Origin of the sequence: Streptomyces sp. NPDC001530, assembly GCF_042894545.1 — a bacterium.
GTDB lineage: Bacteria > Actinomycetota > Actinomycetes > Streptomycetales > Streptomycetaceae > Streptomyces.
The window spans coordinates 252,661-272,549 of record NZ_JBIAVS010000011.1 but is presented as its reverse complement, the minus strand read 5'-3'; the positions used below and the strand labels follow the sequence as shown (position 1 = coordinate 272,549).

Here is a 19,889-nt window from a genome sequence, read left to right as displayed (position 1 = left end):
AGCTGGCAAGTGAACGACCTGGAGCGCTGGACCGTCGACTTCCACGATCTGACCATCCCATCTCCTGTCACGGATGACCCTGACATAGGTCGGTTCGGGGACATACGTTCCCGAGCGATAGCGAATGGAGCCAGGCATGGAACCCGGTAATTCTTCCGCCTTCGGGGTGGCCAGACTGGCGAATCAATCTCTTCTTCCGCGAGGGCACCATGGCGGACGAAGAGCCGGGTACCTGGCGCCGTTACGCGTACCCGTTGATCGTCTGGCTGGACTTCTTGGAAGCGATCGGCGTCGCGTGGGATCACGCCACCGTACGGCACGTAAACGCCTTCAAGGACCGGCGGATCGCCGACCAGCGCAACGAGGAACGCATCAGGGCCACGTCCTTCGACACCGACCGCGCCGGTCTGAACACGTTCTACAAGTGGGCCAACGGGCGCTTCGGGATCGTCAATCCGATCGCGACGATCCGGGCCGACAAGGACACGCCGCGGCCCTCGGGATACGGCCCGACCCGCAGGGACCCCCTGCGGCCAGCCGGCTCGACTCGGCGGCAGATGAAGTGGCTGCCGCGGTCTGCGTTGGAGCAGTGGCGAGACATTGGCTTGCGCGGCTATGACTTCTACGGCCACCGGGCTGCGCCTTTCGCACCGGCGAGCCTGTACTGCTATGTGACCCGTTGGATCAAGCCCGCAGGCCCTTGAGCCCGTCGTAGGCGGCCATCACAAGCTCCAATCCCCGGTTGTCGTCCGCGGGTTCGCGCATCTGATTGGTCACGTACGCCACCGCCATACGGCCCTCGGGATCGATCATGACGATTGATCCGCCCCAACCGCCCCACCCAAAGGCGTTGCCGAACAGCCCGTAGCCCAGCCCGTAACGGACCGGCATGCCCAGGATGCGGTCCTCGCCGCTGAACTGCTCCTCCCTTGCACGGTCACAGCCCGCCTGCGACAGCAGTCGCACCCCACGCACTGTTCCTCCGCAGGCCATCACCGACTGCACGAGGGCGACCGAGCGGGCGTTGCCGAAGCCGCTCGCCGCGGGGATCTGTGCGCGACGCCAGGCCACGTTGTTCCCGTCACGGACCCGTACCGCGGTGCCGGCGGAAGGGGACGCGCTGCTGCCGGGCGCGCTCGCGGCATAGTCCTCGTCCAGGGACGGCGGCGGGACCGTGAGCGCCACCCGGTGGTCGTGCTCGGCAGGCAGTCCGATGTGGAAGTCGGCACCCAGCAGTCCGGCCACCTCCTCTGCGAAGAACTCGCCCAGGCTTCGGCCGGTGATCCGGCGTACGACCTCGCCCACGAGAAACCCCTGAGTGAGCGAGTGGTATCCGGCCGCGCTTCCCGGTTCCCATTGCGGAGCCTGCGCGGCCAGACGTGCCGTGGCGGACGGCCAGTCGTAGAGCTCCTCGACCGGCCCGTCCCAGTCGGGCAGGCCCGCGGTGTGCGCGAGCAGGTGTCGCACCAGCACGTTTTCCTTGCCTGTCGTGGCGAACTCAGGCCAGTACCGGCCGACCGGTGCGGCCAGATCGAGGTCGCCACGGTCGGCCAGGACCAGCGCGCACAGCGCCGTCATCGTCTTGGTGACGGACCAGACATTGGTGATCGTGTCCCGCTGCCACGGGATCGTGCGGTCCGCGTCGGTGAACCCACCCCAGACGTCCACCACCGGCTCGCCGTCCACGAAGACCGCAACCGAGGCACCCGCGTCTCCGTCGTCCAGCAATCCGGCCAGCGCACTCGGCACTGCGGTGAACAGATCATCGTATGAGCCCTGAATATCGACCATGCGCCGTATTAGCGCGTATCGGCCCGTCAGGGGCAATCGAATTTCTCAGCCCGGCAGGTCTGTTGGGCGCTCCTGTCGGTCACCTCGGCCGGCGGAGCGACCGGCACGAGAGCGCGTGTGGACGCCGATCGGGCGACTGCGCCACACCCGTCGGGCGGAAGGACGGGATCTCATCCTTCTCGGCCTCGGGAGCCGGAGCGATGCCGGCCTTTCGACGAGCGTGCCCGGTCACGGGCGTAGGTGGGCGATCAGTTCGTCCTCGACGGGGTAAGACTGCTCCTTGGGCAGCAGTCGGGTCGCGGAGTCCAGGTCGCCGCTGCTGAAAAGTGCGTGGATCTCGCGGGCGAGCGGAGTCACGTCGCTGATCGAGACCGTCCACTCGTCCGCGTAACGCTCTACGGCCTCACCGGAGAGCCCGAGTTGCAGCGAGCGGTAGGGCAGGGGCTGCAGGTGCAGATCGCGCTCAGGGTCCCACTGGACGCGGGCCGGCGAACGCTTCAACTGGCCTTGCCAGGTGCTGCGGTCGGAGTGCAACCCACGTGCGTAACTCGACAGGCACGCGTTGCGCAGCGCCCACTCGAAGCCGTCGCGAGCGATCTCGACAGCAAGAACCGTCTCCTGCCCCGGCTTCGTGCCCCAGCCGCAGCGGTACATCATCCACAGGAACGACGGCTTGATCCATGTCAAGCCTTGCTCACAGACCCTTCGACACCAACCCATCGACCCGGAGCACGTCCAACGGATCGGGGACCTCCTGCGGCAGCGCGCAGCTCTTCGGCAGATGTGGGCGAGGCACCCGATCGCGTAATTGAGGCGCTGGCGGGGGTGAGCGAGGAGGTGGCGGCTGCGCTGGCTGCGGTCGGTGAGTCTAGCCCTCGCCCGCCGACGCCGATGGTGTCCTCTCGGACGCCGCTGCCGGGCCCTGGCGCTCCCCGCACATCGTCTCCGAGGTGGAGTGGGTCTGAGGTCCGTTCCAGGCTTGTGCGTGACCGCGTGACCGCGTGGCCTCTCAGCCCCTTCCCGCCCGGGAGGGGGCTCGTTGGCGTGTGATGGCGTGTCAGTCCGTGAACCTGGCGCTGTTGAGCCCTCAACGCAGCCGGGTTCCACGACCGCGTGATCCAGCTGCCCGACCAAGCATGATCGCTTGACCGGATGCTGCCAGGCGGCCTTCTGCTGGACCTTGGCCATCCGGATAGCCTGTTCGCTGTTGTTGTCGAAGGGCACCCGCCAGTCGAAGGCGAACGGGAGCACCTGGTCGCGTTCGGTGTCGAGGCCGGCGAGCAGGTTCGCGACCCTGCCCCTTGCAGCGCGGTTCGCCGGGGCCCGGGGTGGGTGCAGGGTCCGTCCGGCGGTGATCTCCTCGTAGCGGGCGGTGAGGCGTTCGAGGGAGCCCTAGGCCTGCCCGGTTCGCGGCGAGTTGTCTTGCTCGCGCAGTGGGCCGTTGCTAAGCCTTGGGCACTCAACTCCATGGAGGACGCTGTGTATCAAGAGCCCCCTCTTCCCGTTCCTCCGCGTTCACGTGTCCGGGGATTCATCTGCGCAGTCACGGCCATCGCTCTCGTGACGCTCACCGCCGCGACAAGTCCCCCCGACGCGGACACCCGGACGGCGGCGGTCCCGGCAGCCGTGGTCCGCGAGTGGAACGCCATCGCCACCGACACGATCAAGACCAGCCTTGGCCCACGCCCCTCCGGGCAGGTAGCGATCTGGGAGGGGTTCGTCTCCGTCGCCGTGTACAACGCCGTGGTGGGGATCGAAGGCGGCTACGCCCTGTACAAATGGCGCGAGCGCGGTCCGGCCAAGGCATCCTCCGCGGCGGCCGCCGCCACTGCGGCCCACCACGTGCTGCTCACCTGCTTCCCTGCGTTCAAGGAGCGGCTCGACGCTGCCTACGCGGACTCGCTCGCCGCTCTTCCGGCCGGTCAGGCCAGAGACCGGGGCGTGGACTACGGAAGGCGCGCTGCCGCCCGCATCATCGAACTCCGGGAAGGGGACGGCCGGTTCGCGGACGTTCCTTTCACCGCTTCCCCGGCACCGGGGGTCTGGCGGCCCACCCCGCCCGCGTTCCAGCCCTTCATCGACACCTGGCTCGCAAGGCTCCGCCCGCTCCTGCTCGCCTCCCCGCAGCAGTTCCGTCCCGGCGGACCACCCGCCCTCTCCTCGACCGCTTACGCCGAGGATTTTCAGGAGCTGAAGGCCATGGGCGCGAAGACCGGCTCGGGCAGGAGCGCGCAGCAGACCGAGACCGTCCTCTTCTTCAGCGGCAACCTGGTCGCACAGGTCCAGACAGCCGTACGAGACCACGCCGCCCGGCACCGGCTCGGCATCGCCGAGACGGCCCGGCTGTTCGCCGCGGTGAACGCGTCGGCGACCGACGCCGTCGTCACCGCATGGGACGCCAAGCTCCACTACGGCGCCTGGCGGCCGATCACCGCCATCCGCCTCGCCGACACCGACGGCAACCCCGCGACGACGGCAGACCCGGCCTGGGAGCCGCTGCTCCTCACCCCACCGCACCCGGACTACATCGCCGGCCATACGACCGTCGCCGCTGCCGTGGCACGCGCCCTGACCGGCGCCCTCGGCACCTCGCGCATCGACCTCTACTTCTCCTCCGAGGTCACCGGCACCACGCGGTTCTACGGGTCCGCCGACGACCTCAACCGGGATGTCGTCGACGCCCGTGTGTGGGGCGGCGTCCACTCCCGCACGGCGGACGTAGCCGGCTGCCGGGCCGGCACCCACGTGGCCGCCTGGGCGCTGGACCACTACTTCCAGCCGGTCGCCAAGGACGGCACCCAGCCGTCCCCGCCGACACGAACGGCTCGGCAGGACAGGCTCGCCGAGCCGAAGTGCGGCGACGACACCGACTGAACCACAGAGCCGAAGAGAACCCGGCGTCGAGCCGGGTTTCAGATCCTGCCTTGAGTACTGGTTCACGGGTAGACCTTTCCCTTGCAGGGGTCGGCCACTTCTGACAGAGACCGAGCGGGGACTGGGAGTGCCTCCTCCGCGGCAAGTGCGACTGGGGCGGCCCAGAGTGGCTGCTTGGGGGCTACGACTCGAACTGGAGCAGCGCGCCCGGCAGCTCAGCGGGCGCACTCCAGGGAAAAGGCTGTGAACGCGCCTTGATGACCCACGTCATCCTGTCCCGCTTCCATGCGGCGGGGAAACGGTCGTCGCGGACGGTGGGCAGGCCCATTTCCGGGGAGCACGCCTGGTAGACGGTGATCGTGGATTCCGAGTGGGCCGCACGGATCCTGCGTTGCGGTTCTTCCATGGCGTACAGCGTGGAGTCGGCCGGTTCAGGCGGCCCCTGATTTTCGACGTGCCGTTCGCTGCGACGGAGAGCGTCGACCGCAGCACCGTGCGGATAGCCGGTGCCACGGCTCTCAGTACCTACGGCCTACTTGGCCGGGGTCTCCGGCGCCGGAGCGGTACCCGCCGGGCAAGACGCCCCCGAGGTCGTCTCGAACGGGTCTCCTGACCCCCCGTCCGGGCGGGTCTGTGATGCCCTGTGACGCACCCTCCCCGGAACGACGGTTGAGTGTTCGGCGATCCTGTCCGGTCATGAGCGCGGGTTGGCCGGTGTTTCGTCCGCGGCGGGGTAGGGGCGCTCTTGGGGGCGTAGCCGGATTGCTGAGCCGAGGTCGTCGCCGCTGATGAATGAGTGCGTCTCGCGGGCGATCGGGGTCTTGGCGACGCCGGTGACCCGGTTGCTTGAGCCCGTGCCGTCGACGTCGCGGTAGCCGTGTGTGGGAGTAGGGCTCTCCGGATAAGGCCACCGGCGCGGAGGGGGGCAACGGGTCGGTGTGCTCCTCGCGGTGGCCCCTGGTCGGCGACCGCAAGGCGGGTTGGACGGGCACGGAATCGCTTGGATGGCTGGGCCAAGGGCGAGACGCTGCCCTCGGACGACGAGATCAGCTGAGTGCGTCGCCTGGTCAAACGGGTCCGAGAGGAGCTCGGCGACCTCACCGACGAGGACCGGGCCCAGATCCAGCAGGCCATCACCGTCACCGTGACCTGCTCGAACGCATTCACGCCGCTGCCAACACGCCCGTCGAGGAAGGACGACTTGCTGCCGTGAGTCGAGCCTCCTTGCAGGCCGACCTCGCCAACGCGCTGGAGCGGAACACCCGTCTCGCCGCGCGAGTACGTCAGTTGGAGAAGCGGCTCTCTGAGCAGCTTGGCGAGCAGGCATGGAGCGAGTCCGGGCTCGGGGCCTCACCGGACATCGACCAACTTCAGCGGCGCGTCGTCATGTTGGAACAGGAGCTTGCCGAGAAACGCGGTGAGCTTGAGGAACGGACGGAGGAACTCGAAGCAGCTCGAACCGCCAAAGGGAGTTGACCCGTGCCTTGAACCATCCTCATTCCGGGCGGTCATGAGCTGTGACTGGGCACTTCAGTCGGCGAGTTGAGCGTTGTGGTTGGCGAGCGACCTGATCTCGCCCCGTACACGCAAGCTCTCGCCGCCCGAATCGACCCAGATGCCGCAGCCCAACCCACCCGGCGTCATGGCGCATAAGCAGACAGGGCTCACATGTCGGGGTGTCGTTAAGGCCCCGCATCAGGACCGGGCAAGGACGCAGAACTCGTGGCCCTCCGGGTCGGCCAGGCACGTCCATGGGACGTCGCCCTGGCCGAGGTCGAGATCGGTGGCGCCGAGGGCCCGCAGCCGGGCCACCTCCGCTGCTTTGTCGTCACCGGGGTCCGGCACCAGGTCAAGATGGACGCGGTCCGGCACGGTCTTCACGCCGGTGCGGAGGTACTCGAGATACGGGCCGACACCCTTGGCGGAGCGCAACACCGCATGATCGTCAGTCACCTCGTGCAGGGGCCAGTCCAGCGCCTCGTCCCAGAACCGGGCCATGGCCTGCGGATCCGCGCAGTCGACCACCACCCGGGCGATCGGCCCGGTGTCCCGGTAGATCTCCCGCGGCTCGAGCACGCAGAACTCGTTGCCCTCCGGGTCGGCGAGGACCGTCCACGGCACGTCGCCCTGGCCCACGTGGGCGGGCGTCGCACCGAGAGCCTGGAGACGCTCGACCAACTCCGCCTGATGGGCCGCAGAGGTAGTGGCGAGATCGACGTGCACACGGTTCTTTGCTGCTGTCTTGGGTTCCGGGACGGCGATGACGTCGACGCAGACGCCGACCGGGTCCAGCCAGTCGAAGCCAGCGGGTTTGACGGCGGTCGCGCCGGGTTCCGAGCCGGAAACACTCCAGCCGAGCGCCTCCGCCCAGAACCCGCCGACCGCCGAGTCATCAAGAGCCTTTATGTTCACCAGAACAGGTCGCAGTGCCATGCCGGGGATCCTATGCACGCTGCAACGACATCCGCAGGTACCGTCGCCAAACAGAGATCAACTCACCAGCCGCAATGCTCACCTCGCCAACCAGTGCCGTATCAGGCAACGTTTGCCCTCATGTGATGTGACGCGCCGCCCGGGTTCCGTCGCGGGTGGCGCTTGGCCGTGAGGCTGTGCGGGTGGCAGAACGAGTACGCATCCGTGAGATCGACGATGACGAGGGCAGACGGCTACTGCGGATCATCCGTCGTGGTACCGGGTCGGTGGTGACCTGGCCGCGGGCGCAGATGGTGCTGCTGCCTGCACAGGGCATGGCCGTGACGAAATTCGCCGAGGTGACGTTCACCAGCACGGACCGGGTCCGGGACGTGATCCACAACTTCAATACCGACGGCTTCGATTCGCTCCACCCAAAATACAAAGGCGGCCGTCCGAGGATCTTCACGCTGCCCGAACGCCGCGAGATCAAGAAGATCGTCAAGTCCAAGCCGGCCGAACACGGCGTGCCGTTTTCGACCTGGAGCCTGGTCAAGCTGGCGGGCTTCCTGGTTGTCGAGGGGGTGGTCGACGACATTAGCCACGAGGGTCTGCGCATCCTGCTCCGCGAGGAAGGCGTCTCCTTTCAACGCGTGAAGACCTGAAAGACCTCCCGCGACCCGGACTACGCGGCCAAGAAGGCACGGGTCGAGCACCTGTACGCGATCGCTGACGGCGAAGTCATACCCGACGAAGACGAGCCGGAAGTGGTGTTGTGCCTGGACGAGTTCGGCCCGCTCAACCTCCAGCCGCATCCGGGCCGGCAGTGGGCCGAGCGTGGCAGCAAGGGCAAGGATCCCGACCGCGAGCCCAGGCCCGGGCGGCGCGCGACCTACAACCGCCCGCACGGGGTCGGGCACCTGCTCGCCGCCTTTGACCTGGCCAAGGACCAGCTCTACGGCCACATCAAGAAGACCAAGAACCGGTCGAAGTTCCTGGAGTTCTGCCGCTACCTGCGCACCGCCAGGGCAAACGTTGCCTGATACGGACTAGGTGGTCGTCGGTTCCTGGGCGGCCGTAACGACGGCTGCCAGGTCTGCGCCCGCTCGGAGTAGCGCCACGGTCCGTGTGGCGATCTGGTCAAGACGTTGTTGCAGGATGCGTTGGGTCTCTCCCAGGCCGTCGAGTTGGTGCAGGGAGCCCATGATCTCGCGCACTGCGGGAATGCTGTAACCGGTGCCGCGGAGGGCCGCAACGATTCGGGCCGCTCTGGCGGCTGAAAGTCCGTACCGGCGTGCCTGCAGTGACGTCACTCGCTCGGGGGTGACGAGCCCTTCCTCCTCCCAGAACCGCAGGGTGGAGGGACGTACATTGAGCGCTCCGCCGAGCTCTGTGATCGTCATCGCGTCACTCTCTTGCTCGAACTCGGGTGTGTTCGCTTCGGCCTGGATCGCACGCAACGCTTGTTGAGCGCGCAGGGCCTCCTCTCGTTCCTGCGCGAGCCGAACATGGACCGTGTTGATCGCTGAGGCTGCCTCCGCGATCGTCTTTGTACGCAGTTCTGCGAGCATCTGCCGGGCTGTGACAGGGCCAACAGCACCTGCGAGTCCTCGGTAGGCGCGAAGGGCGTGTACGTGCAGCGGTGTGTAGGAACGGTAACCGTTGCTCGATCGAACGGCTGGGGGAATGACTCCCAGCCGCTCCAGGTCGCGAACCTGTTGCACCGAGTACCCCGACTCTATGGCGACATCGGCGGTTCGGAGCGGTACCCGTTGCGAACCGCTCACCAGCTCGCCCATCGGCCAACCCCACATAAGCACTTGAAGGTGATGCTTGAACCATGAGTATGGAACAGATCATCGCGACCGTGCGAGGCTTCGCCGGCGCGCTCGTGGTTGTCCCGGAGCCGGGCGGCGACTTCCCCGAGTTCGCGTGGGGGGATGCGTTCTTCTACTACGCCCCCGACGGTCAGCTGCCTCAGAACGTCCAGCCTTACGGGACGATCGTCATCAAGAACTACCCCGACGACGCCGCTTCCGACCTTGACCCTCCGGGCCGCTGGCGCGTGAACATCCACGCCGACCGTGCGACGTTCCGGGAGCTCACGGGGGAGGAACCGCGCAGCCTCACCCGACCTCGCGACTACGCAGCCGCCGACAGCGTGATGCCGCACCCGGTATACGGGGCACTCGGCTGGATCACTGTCGTCAATCCTGGTGAGAGGACAACGGACACGGTCGTGCAGCTTCTGCGCAGCGCCCACGACGCTGCTTGTGCCAGGTTCGCGCGGCGACACGAACCGCGAAGGTCGCTGGAGAATGACTGACACGGTTCCAGATCAAGCGGACTTGAGGGCGAACGTTGCCTGATGTGGCACTACTCCTGGTCGCGGTCGAGAAGACTGCGAGAGCACCACGCCCGGCGGGGGGCGGAATAGAGCCAGGCCAGGAGCACCGGATCCGTCGGACGCATCTGATGACCATGGGCGCGACTATGCGGACTCTCCGGGTTAGTCGGGCCGGAGCCCCTGGGCGGTGAGACCGCGCTCTGAGCCACGCAGTTGGCGGTCGCGGTCAGGCCGACTCGGCGTGGTCACACGCGAAAGCCCTCGGCTTGCCGTTCCGGCGGCGGAGCCAACGGCGTTGTCGAGTGTCATGAGTCGGCGACTACTCAAGTTTCCTCCGGCGAGCGGGACTTCGAGGCAGTGGACCTCAGGCCTAGCGGCAAATCGTCGGGCGATACCCGTAGCCCCTTGCGTCGGTGCGATCGAGATCCGCCACGCCGCACCGGGCACGGACGGGCTGCGCGGCCGCTGGACCGCCCCGGAACCACAACCGCACGGGCAGGCCTCCGACATCAACTCGAGTCAGTTAATTGTAAAGAACCTTGACAGATGATTGGTCTAGTCCAACGATGGTCGCTGTTCGCCCCTGGTCAGGGGGAGTTCGCCCACGCGTACCGACCCGGCGGACATCCCTCCGTTCTGTCTTTCCTCTGTCCCTGCCTGCTCTTTTCACCATGGGAGCGTCAATGAGACGACCTGATCCTTTTCGCGCCTTTCTGTCCTGCATGACCGCGACCGCCCTGTCAGCCGGGCTGGTTGCCCTCGGGGGAGGTGACGCGCTCGCCGTGCAGTCGACACCCTCGTACTCCGCGAAGCCCATGCCCGCCCACGTGGCGGCGCCGTACTTCGAGGCATGGACCGGCGAAAGCCCGGCCACGCTCGCCGCCGAGTCGGGCAACAAGTACCTCACCATGGCGTTTCTCCAGACAGCCGCAGCAGGCTCGTGCACCGCCTACTGGAATGGCGAATCCACCCAGCCGATCGCCAAGACGACCTTCGGCAGCGACATCGCCACGATCCAGGCACGCGGCGGCAACGTCGTCCCGTCCTTCGGCGGCTACAGCGCCGACACCACCGGCACCGAGCTGGCCGACAGCTGCACCAGCGTCGACTCCATCGCCAAGGTGTACGAAAGCCTCGTCACCACCTACGGCGTCACCCGGATCGACCTCGACATCGAGGCCGACTCCATCAACAACACCGCTGGGACAGACCGCCGTAACAAGGCCATCGCCAAGGTCCAGCGCTGGGCCCAACGCACTGGCCACTGCGTGCAGTTCTCCTACACCTTGCCGACGACCGCCACCGGCCTCGCGCCGAGTGGTGTGGCCCTGCTGCAGAACGCCGTGGACAACGGCGCACGCGTGGACGTCGTCAACATCATGACGTTCGACTACTGGGACGGCGCCACCCATGACATGGCAGCCGACACCGAGACGGCCGCCGCGGGCCTGCACGCTCAACTGGCGACCCTCTACCCGAAGAAGAGCCCGTCGAAGCTGTGGAGCATGATCGGAATCACCGAGATGCCCGGCATCGACGACTACGGCCCCGAGGAGACCTTCACCACCGAGGACGCCGTCACGGTGAAAAACTGGGCCGTCGCCAAGGGGATCAACACACTCTCCTTCTGGGCACTCCAGCGCGACAACGGCGGCTGCGTAGGCACCGCCGGCGCCAACTCCTGCTCCGGGATCGCCCAGGACACCTGGTACTTCAGCCACACCTTCGCGCCGTTCACGCGCGGCGTCGGCATCAGCTAGGGCCCGTCAGTCTGCTTCGACCGGGCATGCCGTCCCCTGACGGATCGGTGAGTCGCAGGCGAAGTCGGACTTCGGGTCGGCGCGGACATTGTGCCGCCGCAGGCGGGCGGCGATGTTCCAGTCGGCGGGGAATGCCCAGGCAATCAGGCGGATGCTCGCGCACCCGCTCACTGATCATCTTCGGGCATTCCCCACCGCATTTGTGGGTCCGGCGGCTCGTTCACGTGCACCACCCGCGGCGGCTCCGGTTTCCGAAGCTGAGTGGTGCCAAGGGCGACAGCGGCAAGCGCATCGGCGACAGCGAGACGTGTGACGGCCGCGGCTGCAGTTCCGGTCGGCGGAGAGCCACCCGGAACCACCCGTACGTAGACGCCAGGCTCATCACCCATTTTCCTTCCGCGCTCGCGGAGGCTCACACCGACCGCAGCATCAAAGTCGAACTCGTGCGCACGCGCCAAGAAGTGCTGGTCGCCAAGAAACGCGTTCATCGCACCAGGCAGGGCTCGTCCGCCTTCTACACCGCTGCCGGCTGCCCTGGAGCCCGCACAGTCCACGCCCCGGGCTGAAGACGTCACCGGCTGAGCGCCTGCGGAGTGCTTGCCTCGACAGCGGCGTGGCGCGATGACGCCAGTTCCCGGGGATCAGATGCACGCGCTCCGCACCGCATGATTCATTTGGCGCGCTCGCTTGCATTACCCCATCGAAAGGACGCACTGCGCGGAAATTGCTGATCGGCCTGGTTTCGCTCGCCGCGACCGCAGGACTGGGCCTGGCTGCCGCGCCCACCGCTTCGGCAGCGGCGCAGGGTGCCTATGGATGCGCCGGCTCCGAGATCGACACGTACAACATCAAGGACACCGACGGGGCCGTGTGGGGCACGCTCCACCTGTTCTACTCGAGCGCCAACGGTGGCACCAACTGTGTGGTCAACGTCGCGCGGAAGTACTACGGGCAGAGACACCTGCTCAAGGTCACCATCCGGCAGGGCGACCGATTCAAGAAGCAGGAAGACTACTTCTACGAATACGCCGGCCCGGTCAGCCTGACCAGCATGGACGGGCACTGCGTCACGGTCAGCGGCTGGGTGACGGCTCCCAACAACGGCAGAGCGGTGGGCGACCAGTGGACGGACGTCCACTGCGGCTGACGGTGAACAAGCGGTTCTGATGCGACCTCGCGCCTGAGCCGAGCGCGCGGCGGGGACACGCCTGAGCCCGCACAGCCCACCCGGCGTGTCCCCGTTGCCCCGCGCGGCTCGCCGGTCGTACGGCTCCTCCCCTTCTGCCCGAAGTCCCGCATGAACCGCCTCCCGGCGCAGCTTCATCGACGGGGTCAGGTGGCCCGCCTCCTCCGTGAAGTCCACCGGCAGGATGGCGAAGCGGCGGATTGGCTCCGGCCGGGAGAAGAGTCTGTTCGTTTCGTCCACTGCTCGTTGGAGGATCTGGCGCAACTCCTCGTCGTTGACGAGGAGTTCGGCCGGAACCGGCTGCTTGCCGGTCATCTGGCGCCAGTCGGTGATGCCGTCGAGGTCGAGGGTGATCAGAGTGGTGACGGCGGGGCGACCGTCACCTGGGACCATGTGGTACAGGATCACGGCATGCGTGCGCACGGCGCGCGGTATCCACCTCACGTCAATATGCCCTGCGCGCTGCAGACGGCCGCCTCATGATGATCAGGCGGTCGATACTTGGAGGATCCCAGCGGTCAAGCTTCAAGGTCGCGCGCAACCCACCGGAAGTCGTGGCAACTCCAGGGCGCTGCGGCGCCGGCACCGGGCCGGAGGACCTCGCTGGTGAGCGTCGCCCGGCTCGCAGTGCAGGGACAGCCGCGATACGCACAGCGGCAGAAGGCGGCGTCGAACAAGAGAGCACACAGGGTACGAATCCGCGCGTCGAGGTCGAAGAGCCGACTCGCGGCGGGCCTCTGAAGAGAGAACACATCACCCATCGGCCAAACCGCCCCTCTTCACATTTCCGGGCTCTATTTGCCCGCTGCTCACGTTGCACCGACGAGTCCCACCACTGTGATCAGCCCTTGGGACAGGCCCGGGGTACTCCGAAGTCCAGTTCTCCTTGCATCGGTCCAGACCTGTTCCAGTGGTCGTACGCTTCCTCCTTCGCCAACGCGTCGGCCTCCTGGCATCTGGACTTCTTGTGCGTCAGTCAGCGCGCGGCTGAGATTCGATGTACTGGTCGACATCCGACTCCCGGTAGCGCAGCGTCCGGCCGCCCTTTCAGTGCGGCTCCGGGCCTCGGTGCTCCACGTCCCACGTGCTGGCCCAGTCGTAGAGCGTCTTGCGTTTCGCACTGAGGGGATCGGCCGTCTCTACTGCGTCGGCCGACGGCCGGTTCCCGGTCACTCCGTCATCGGAAACCTCCAAGACTCTGGTGCCGTGCATGCGGGAAAAGGGTGCGAACACTATGAGGGGGATACGAGTTGGCCACTCGTTTACCGCGGTACGGGGCTGCAATGCCGTCGCCGCTACTGATTTACGCCGCCTCCCCCGACAGCGCGTGGCGGTCTGGCCGGCCAACTGCGCGGTCGCGCGGCGGCAATTGTGGCGGCCGGACGATTGCAGTCGCGGCTGTCTCGTGGGGAACGCGGAAGATCAGGACGTCGTGATGCGCAGTGAGGGTGATGGGGTAGCCACTGGCGCGTCCATGGCGGGCGTTCCGACGTTGCCTCCGTGAGGCCGCACGACGAGGCGATCACCGTTCGAGGTGCATGGCCATGGCGTCGCGTCTGACAGATCAGGACGGCCGTGGGGCGCTCTCGCACCCAAGCTGCCGTCGGCAGCGCCGGGCGGGATCACTTGCGATCGTCACTGTGACTTCGTAGCTCAGGGGTCAGGAGCTGGAAAGCCGAGCATCAACCACCTGGGCCTACCTACGTGCGCTCCTAGGAGATCAGTTCCAGATACCGGTCGTACCGGGCCTGGGCCACGCTCCGGTTGCGGACGAGTGTGTCTTCTTCCATCCGGTACTGACCAAGCCGGTGATGGAGTCCTCGGTGCACACGTTGGAGCCGACCAGCCGCAGGACGAACTCGCCGAGCACGGGATCTTCTTGCTGTCCTGGGCGAGGACGTCGGCGGTATGCGGGCGACGGGCAGCGCGGCGTCGACGATGGCGGTCAGCTCCTGGCCGTACGACCGGCTGGACGCGCCCTGCCCAGAGCCGGCCACCCACACCGTCCAGGCAACGGGCGGCTACCGGTACGTGGTGTGCGACGGCCACGCGATGGCCGCTCGCGTCCAGATTACCGACGGTCAAGTCCTGCCCAGCGTCCAGGCTCGAAACGATCACGTGTTGCGATGACCGGTGGAATCCGCCTGGCATAAATTGAGCAACCAGTGCAACAGTGAGAAAATTGTCATGCAGAGTTTGCTGATCTGCATCGGGCGAGCACCAGCAGACCCCTGGTCGTGAGCTGGTCTACTCGAGATAATTCGGCAGTCCACCCGGTATCAACGGGACACGAATTTCCGGAGGACAACGGACGCCGTTTCGGTCGTCCGGGCGGGGGTCGGGCAATGCGGGGGAGTCATGACGTCGGACAGCACTGTAACCATCGTGGTGGGCATCGTTATCACCGTGCTGGCTGCGGGCACTGGTGTGTCCGCATGGGTGAAACTACACCGTGACCGCAGCCCGAGGGTGGCGGGTCGGCTGTGGCTGGCCGAAACGCCGTACTACCGGTTGAAGAGACACCGCAGGCGCGAATACGTGCTGGAGCCGACCGAGGCGTTGGAGGCCTATCCGGCTGGCGCTCTCCCTGGTGCCTCGACACAGCCTTCTCTGCGCATCGACGTCACAAACACCCTTGACCGAAGTATTTCCATCAACGAGGTGGAATGGGTATTCGGCGCGCTTGAGGAAGGCACAAACGCGGGCACTCGGTCCGGTGCGCCCCCACGGGCACAGCCCTCGCCTCGCATTGCCGTCTCCTTCCGTGAGGGGGCAGGAGACGAGGCCCATCGGACGGTGGCCGCCGACTTCGAGTTAATCATCGAGCGCGTGCACGACCGGACGGTGTACTACCGGCTCCGGCAACCCGTGCCTCCCGCCTCCGTGGAAGCCCTCGTTCGCCAGATCGCCCGAGAAGAAGTCGTGGCTGATGCGATCCCCGCCGTCGAAGGAGAACCTCACTCCCCTTGGGTGACCTTGGAGCTCGTTCAACTGCGTTTTGATCAGGCGAAGTCCCGCTACCAGTACTTCGTGGGGCACACGCTCGCCGCCCGGGAGTCGCTGACCATCCCGATCACCATCGGCTCGGAAACACCGCTGGCCGGTACCGCGGTCGTCCGCCTCCTGCTCGACGGAAGGCAGACGCGGGACATCGCGCAACTCCGGCTCCGGCTCGCGCCTCCCGCGCAGATCGGCGTACTTCAGGAGGGCAACGACGATCAGTCGCACAGGAGTGGACAGTGACCGGACTGAAGGAGACCGCTCAACTCCTGGCCCACCTGCGGGCGGAGCTCCAGCAGGCCCCCGGGGCACCGCCAGCTTCGCCGGGCCTGCACAGTACCGACCTGGCGCTGCACTACGTGCGCGATGAGAACGGCGGGTACCTCGTGCCCACCTACTCCACCCTGGCACAGCAGATTCAGGAGGGTGACGCGCGATGGCGAAGCGCTCGAAGCGAGTGGCCGGACTCCCCCGACATGCAACGGGCAGCCGCGTGCACGCCGTATCCCTGTCCGATCATGCCGATTCACCATGTCCAATCCGTCCGCGTGGCTGTGATCGACTCAGGCGTATTGCGTGACCATCCGCTCCTGGCCGGACGCCTCGCGGAGGATCCCCGCGACGTCACCGGGGAAGGGGCCGAAGACATCTGTGGTCACGGAACCGTGCAGGCTATCCGGCAGGTTCTGTACGACCCCGGCTGTCAGCTCGTCGTGGTCAAGGCATTCCGCGGTCCCCAGGGGCTCATCAGCCCTCCCGATCTGCTCGCCGCTTTGGAGAGCCTGCTCCCGGTCGATATCGGCTTCGTCTTCATGGCCGGGGGCGTGGATCTGACCGGCCATCCGGACCTGGCACGCAGGGTCGAAGAGGCCATTGAGTCGTTCATAGACGTCAAGCACCTTCATGGCAACTTCGTCGCCACTGCGGGCAACAGGGGGCGCACGGCCCGGTGGTGGCCAGCTGAGTCGCCCTCAGTCATATCGATAGGTACCGTTGACATCAATACGTATGTCTCGGCCACTCGCTCGCCAGGCGCACTGAACATTGCCCAGCGCGGGCCGCTGGCGAGCTTTCCCGACCTCACCCCACTGACAATCCCGCAGTTCCGGCTCACCTACGCCGAGCACTTCATGGCCGCCGGATCCGTGGAACTCGCCGATGAATACGCCGAACAGGCCCAGGCCCACCCGGAAACGGCCCTGCGAGCCATCGCCTTGCGCATCCGCATCGCGACACAGCTCCAGGCGTACGACCGTGCCGAGGAACTGGCGACAGGCGCACTGGCGGACGATCCCGAGGACCCCGAGGACATCGATCTCCGACTGCAACTGGCCCGGCTGCTGCTCCTCAGTGCAGGTCGGGAGGACGAGGCCGGCACACACCTGGCGGCGCTACTCGCGCAACGGCCTCGCGACGCGGACGCCTTGGTGCTGCGCGGCGTATTGCGGGAGAGGCAAGGAGATCCCCGTGCACTGGAGGATTTCGTCGCGGCCGCCCGCACCTCCAACCGTCACTTCCTATCCCTCCAGGCATGTGCTGTCCGCGCCTTCTACCGGAACAACTTCGCCATCGCGGAGAAGGCCAGCGCGTATGCCGCAAGCCTCGACCCGGCCTATACGGCGTCCTGGTACAACCAGGCGATCTGCGCGTACTTCGCCGGCCGACCGCGACATGCACGGCGATTGGTACGCAGGTACGCCGCGGCCTCGAACCAGCTGGACACCAGCGGCGAGCGGTTCTCGGCGGCCGGTGTCCTCGCGCTAATGGACGAGGGCGACACCGTGATGAGGGAAGCGCTGCTAGGGTTTTCAACCGACCAGCAGCGCAACGCAGCCCCCGCCCACACTGCGCTGCGGAACGTGTTGCGTTCCGGCAAGTGCCCGCCAGTAACAGAGCAAGAGGCTGTTCGACTCGCACTGGGCGTGCGCGATGCGGTCGAACGCGTACTGCTGTTCGCCCAGGCGCAGGAGGCTGGACGACTGGCCGACCGCATCGCCCCGCTCACGGCACGCCTGCGCGCGGTGAGCGGCTCCGCCGCAGCCGAAGCGCACGAGATCTCGGCCCTGCTCCGCCTGCGCACCGGCGAGCACGCCCGAGCCGGTGAGTACTTCGCCGCGGCGGCAGCGCAGTGGGAGAGATGGGACCGGCGCCGCCGCGAGGCCGCGCTGGCGTACCAGGCCTACGCCCGCATCACCATGCACGATCTGGATGGTGCAGAGACACTGCTGAACTCAGCGGCAGAGTTCTCGGTGCATATCCGGCAGCACCCACGGTCTGGTCAGACGGTCACGACGCTCAAAACACCTCAGATCGCCGTCGGACGTGCCTTCCTTGGCCTGTTGCGGGACGACATCGAGAGGGCACAGGAGCAAGCACAGCAGGCGCTCGACCGCCAAGGCGGGGTCAATGACGAAGGCATCGCGGGCCGCGACCGAGCAGACTGGCTAGCAAATGTTGACACTCTTCTCACGGTCGCGGCCGTACGAGCACGCAACGGCCAGCAGGACAGCGTGGATGGGGCCCTTGGGCCCCTACTGCGTGTAGCGAGCGAGGACGAGCACAGGGGGCTGATGCTGGCCCACAGATTTGTGGACCTGCCATTCCTGGACGTTTCCTTGCCAGACGGCTGTGGCCTCCACGAGCACGTCATCGACCTACTGCAACGCCTCAAAGCGGCCGCCGTGCGGCTCACCCCGAGCACGCTCCCTCGACCGACAGCCACTCGCCGCACAACCCCTGCCTCGGCATCGGTCGGCTTCCCGGCCGCGACGGCCACTGGTCTCCTGGTGGCGGTGCTCGGCACCGGACTGGACCTCAACCACCCGAGGATCGCCGCGCACCTCGCCAACGCCGCAGACTTCACCGGAGAGGGCGACGCAGGTGACACGGCCGACGGTACGGCACGGGCCCTCAACCTGCTCGAATCCGTCCACGCGGCAGAGCCCCGGATCAGGCTGCTGTCGGTGAAGGTACTCGGGCCCGGCGGCCAAGGTCACGTGTCCTGGCTCATCCAGGGACTTGTCTGGGCGCGTCATCAGGGCGCGCGTCAGGTGATCGCTCCGGTCGAGACCAACGAGTTCAGCCAGCATCTCCTGGGTACCGTGCAGCGCATGGCTGCCGATCACATCGTCATCATCGTTGACCGGCCACAACCAGGGCGCGGCACCGTCTTCCCCGGCCAGGTAAAGGACCACGTGATCATCGCCTGACAGGTCGCCAGAAATGTATCCCGCCGCCAGGCGGCTGAGGCAATGCGGCCATACCGGTCCCCGTGCCAGGCGGAGCGCGACGCGAACGGCCACAATCCGCTCGCATGACGTCACCCCGAACCGAAAAGCTCAGTGGCCGTGAATCTGGCCGTGAACCAAAGACGAAACCTGCACTCACAGGAGCTGCAGATGGCATCCTGGAGACGAAAGAAGCAGGTAGGAGCCATGGCCCACGGATTCAGCTGCTCTCCTAAAGCGGTGCTCGCCGCTCAGGAGCGTCCAGATCACCGAGTCCCCCATGCCTCCCCCGGAGGGAACTACGGTCGGCGGATTGGCTGGTCAGAGGGTGCGTAACCAGCCCGCTGTAAATCTTCCGGCTCAGCTTTCCCAGGGCCGTCATCAGCACGACCCCGTGACAGGCGCTGAAGGCTACGTCACCAGGCGCTTCTTGGTGGCTCCCAAGACAGGCGACCTGCCGTAAGAAGCCGTATCTCAACCGATCTTGGAACGTGAGGGTCGAACAGGGTTCCTGGTCGGGTGATCTTCTGGGACCGGGTGCATGAAGGCAGGGCCTCTTGGCAGCTCGGGGGTGCGAACCGATCGGAGCACTTCCAGGAGGATCTGTTGTCGTTGTTGCACTCGCCCGCGCCTGCCCAGATTCAACTCGTCCGTCGGGTCGTGCGATTGTCTCGCGCATGCGTACGGGAACGCGGCTGATCACCCGGACCGGGTACAGCGGTATCCCTCGGACATGACGGACGCGGAGTGGGCGGCCGTGCGCCCGCAGCTGCCAGCGCCGGCCTGGCTGGAGGGGGCGGGGAGGGCACTCCTCAACCTTGAACCCGACGGCCGATGGGCTCGCTGGCCGTCAGCAGCCTACGGGTTCGCTAGATGAGCCCTTCCAGAATCCAGGAACCCGTCGGATTCCAACTGCGGGTGCACGTGCGTGCGCGCGGGCCAGCGTCAGTGGAGGCACCTACTGGAAGTCCTGCCCGAGCGGTACGCGTAACGCCGAGGAGCAGGAGGAGGAGTTGCGCAGTCTGCCTGCGAGCACGAGATGGGCTTTCACGGTCTGCCAGGGCGCGGGCACGCAGCACGGCCGGATTCTTGCGGCGGAGAGCCGGTGGGTGAGTCGGCTTGGAGTGGGGGGGTGAGCTGATCGGGAGCCGGTGGCGCCGAGATGGAGGCGGGGCTCGCGGCCTCCGGTCACAAACACCGTTCATGTCGCCCAGCCACACGCCAGATGCCAGATGCCCGACTTGTTTCGCGTCACTCACATCGCCTTCACATCCTCAAGCGAGTAGCGTGAT

14 protein-coding genes and 3 pseudogenes are annotated in these 19,889 nt (G+C 66.8%); 10 read left to right on the top strand and 7 right to left on the bottom strand.

All coding sequences use genetic code 11. From position 1 onward, the window contains the following. Positions 1-254 precede the first annotated feature (254 nt). A complete protein-coding gene (locus tag ACFY0T_RS24140) occupies positions 255-704 on the top strand; it encodes a hypothetical protein (protein WP_388874112.1) in 450 nt (149 codons plus the stop codon). Here the strand turns inward: ACFY0T_RS24140 and ACFY0T_RS24135 are convergent. Together ACFY0T_RS24135 and ACFY0T_RS24130 are read right to left on the bottom strand one after the other, a co-directional pair. Next, positions 685-1,791 (bottom strand): serine hydrolase domain-containing protein, encoded by a 1,107-nt coding sequence (locus ACFY0T_RS24135; RefSeq protein WP_388874109.1) that lies wholly within the window; start codon positions 1,789-1,791, stop codon positions 685-687. The two genes, ACFY0T_RS24140 and ACFY0T_RS24135, sit on opposite strands and share 20 nt — an antisense overlap. Positions 1,792-2,019: 228 nt before the next feature. Continuing rightward, a complete protein-coding gene (locus tag ACFY0T_RS24130; protein ID WP_388874352.1) occupies positions 2,020-2,535 on the bottom strand; it encodes a DUF4291 domain-containing protein in 516 nt (171 codons plus the stop codon). A gap of 816 nt (positions 2,536-3,351) precedes the next feature. On the opposite strand from ACFY0T_RS24130, the gene ACFY0T_RS24125 reads away from it, so the two are divergent. Continuing rightward, positions 3,352-4,665 (top strand): vanadium-dependent haloperoxidase, encoded by a 1,314-nt coding sequence (locus tag ACFY0T_RS24125; protein ID WP_388874107.1) that lies wholly within the window; start codon positions 3,352-3,354, stop codon positions 4,663-4,665. A 259-nt stretch (positions 4,666-4,924) separates the two neighbouring features. Here the strand turns inward: ACFY0T_RS24125 and ACFY0T_RS24120 are convergent. Then, a pseudogene (locus ACFY0T_RS24120) lies at positions 4,925-5,080 on the bottom strand (DUF4291 family protein); the annotation flags it as partial. A 639-nt stretch (positions 5,081-5,719) separates the two neighbouring features. Between ACFY0T_RS24120 and ACFY0T_RS24115 the strand changes: the two are divergent. Both ACFY0T_RS24115 and ACFY0T_RS24110 read left to right on the top strand, forming a co-directional pair. Further along, positions 5,720-5,878 carry a hypothetical protein gene (locus ACFY0T_RS24115; protein WP_388874104.1) on the top strand — a complete coding sequence of 53 codons (159 nt, stop codon included), beginning with the start codon at positions 5,720-5,722 and terminating at the stop codon, positions 5,876-5,878. Continuing rightward, entirely contained in the window at positions 5,875-6,141 is a 267-nt protein-coding gene (locus ACFY0T_RS24110) for a hypothetical protein (protein WP_388874101.1), read from the top strand. Before ACFY0T_RS24115 ends, ACFY0T_RS24110 begins: the two co-directional genes overlap by 4 nt. A 219-nt stretch (positions 6,142-6,360) precedes the next feature. Here ACFY0T_RS24110 and ACFY0T_RS24105 read toward each other — a convergent pair whose 3' ends face one another. Beyond that, on the bottom strand, positions 6,361-7,098 hold the full coding sequence (locus tag ACFY0T_RS24105; protein ID WP_388874098.1) for a VOC family protein: 738 nt from the start codon (positions 7,096-7,098) through the stop codon (positions 6,361-6,363). 182 nt (positions 7,099-7,280) lie between these two features. Between ACFY0T_RS24105 and ACFY0T_RS24100 the strand changes: the two are divergent. Beyond that, positions 7,281-8,099, top strand: a pseudogene (locus tag ACFY0T_RS24100) (helix-turn-helix domain-containing protein); the annotation flags it as partial. 27 nt (positions 8,100-8,126) lie between these two features. On the opposite strand, the gene ACFY0T_RS24095 reads toward ACFY0T_RS24100, so the two are convergent. Further along, a complete protein-coding gene (locus ACFY0T_RS24095) occupies positions 8,127-8,876 on the bottom strand; it encodes a MerR family transcriptional regulator (protein WP_388874095.1) in 750 nt (249 codons plus the stop codon). A gap of 47 nt (positions 8,877-8,923) precedes the next feature. Here ACFY0T_RS24095 and ACFY0T_RS24090 point away from each other — a divergent pair, with 47 nt between their 5' ends. The 3 genes from ACFY0T_RS24090 (at position 8,924) to ACFY0T_RS24080 (ending at position 12,331) form a co-directional block, all read left to right on the top strand. Then, positions 8,924-9,403, top strand: coding sequence for a DUF6194 family protein (locus ACFY0T_RS24090; protein WP_388874349.1), 480 nt, complete (start codon positions 8,924-8,926; stop codon positions 9,401-9,403). A gap of 743 nt (positions 9,404-10,146) precedes the next feature. Further along, positions 10,147-11,184: a chitinase gene (locus ACFY0T_RS24085; RefSeq protein ID WP_388874092.1), complete on the top strand. Its 1,038-nt coding sequence runs from the start codon at positions 10,147-10,149 to the stop codon at positions 11,182-11,184. A 724-nt stretch (positions 11,185-11,908) separates the two neighbouring features. After that, positions 11,909-12,331, top strand: coding sequence for a hypothetical protein (locus ACFY0T_RS24080; RefSeq protein ID WP_388874368.1), 423 nt, complete (start codon positions 11,909-11,911; stop codon positions 12,329-12,331). Positions 12,332-12,442: 111 nt separating this feature from the next. On the opposite strand, the pseudogene ACFY0T_RS24075 reads toward ACFY0T_RS24080, so the two are convergent. Further along, positions 12,443-12,793: pseudogene (locus ACFY0T_RS24075) on the bottom strand (long-chain fatty acid--CoA ligase); the annotation flags it as partial. A gap of 1,297 nt (positions 12,794-14,090) precedes the next feature. Further along, positions 14,091-14,240: a hypothetical protein gene (locus ACFY0T_RS24070; RefSeq protein WP_388874089.1), complete on the bottom strand. Its 150-nt coding sequence runs from the start codon at positions 14,238-14,240 to the stop codon at positions 14,091-14,093. 488 nt (positions 14,241-14,728) lie between these two features. On the opposite strand from ACFY0T_RS24070, the gene ACFY0T_RS24065 reads away from it, so the two are divergent. Both ACFY0T_RS24065 and ACFY0T_RS24060 read left to right on the top strand, forming a co-directional pair. After that, on the top strand, positions 14,729-15,613 hold the full coding sequence (locus ACFY0T_RS24065; protein ID WP_388874086.1) for a hypothetical protein: 885 nt from the start codon (positions 14,729-14,731) through the stop codon (positions 15,611-15,613). After that, positions 15,610-18,579 (top strand): hypothetical protein, encoded by a 2,970-nt coding sequence (locus ACFY0T_RS24060; protein WP_388874083.1) that lies wholly within the window; start codon positions 15,610-15,612, stop codon positions 18,577-18,579. The genes ACFY0T_RS24065 and ACFY0T_RS24060 overlap by 4 nt, the downstream gene beginning before the upstream one ends. Positions 18,580-19,889: the final 1,310 nt, after the last annotated feature.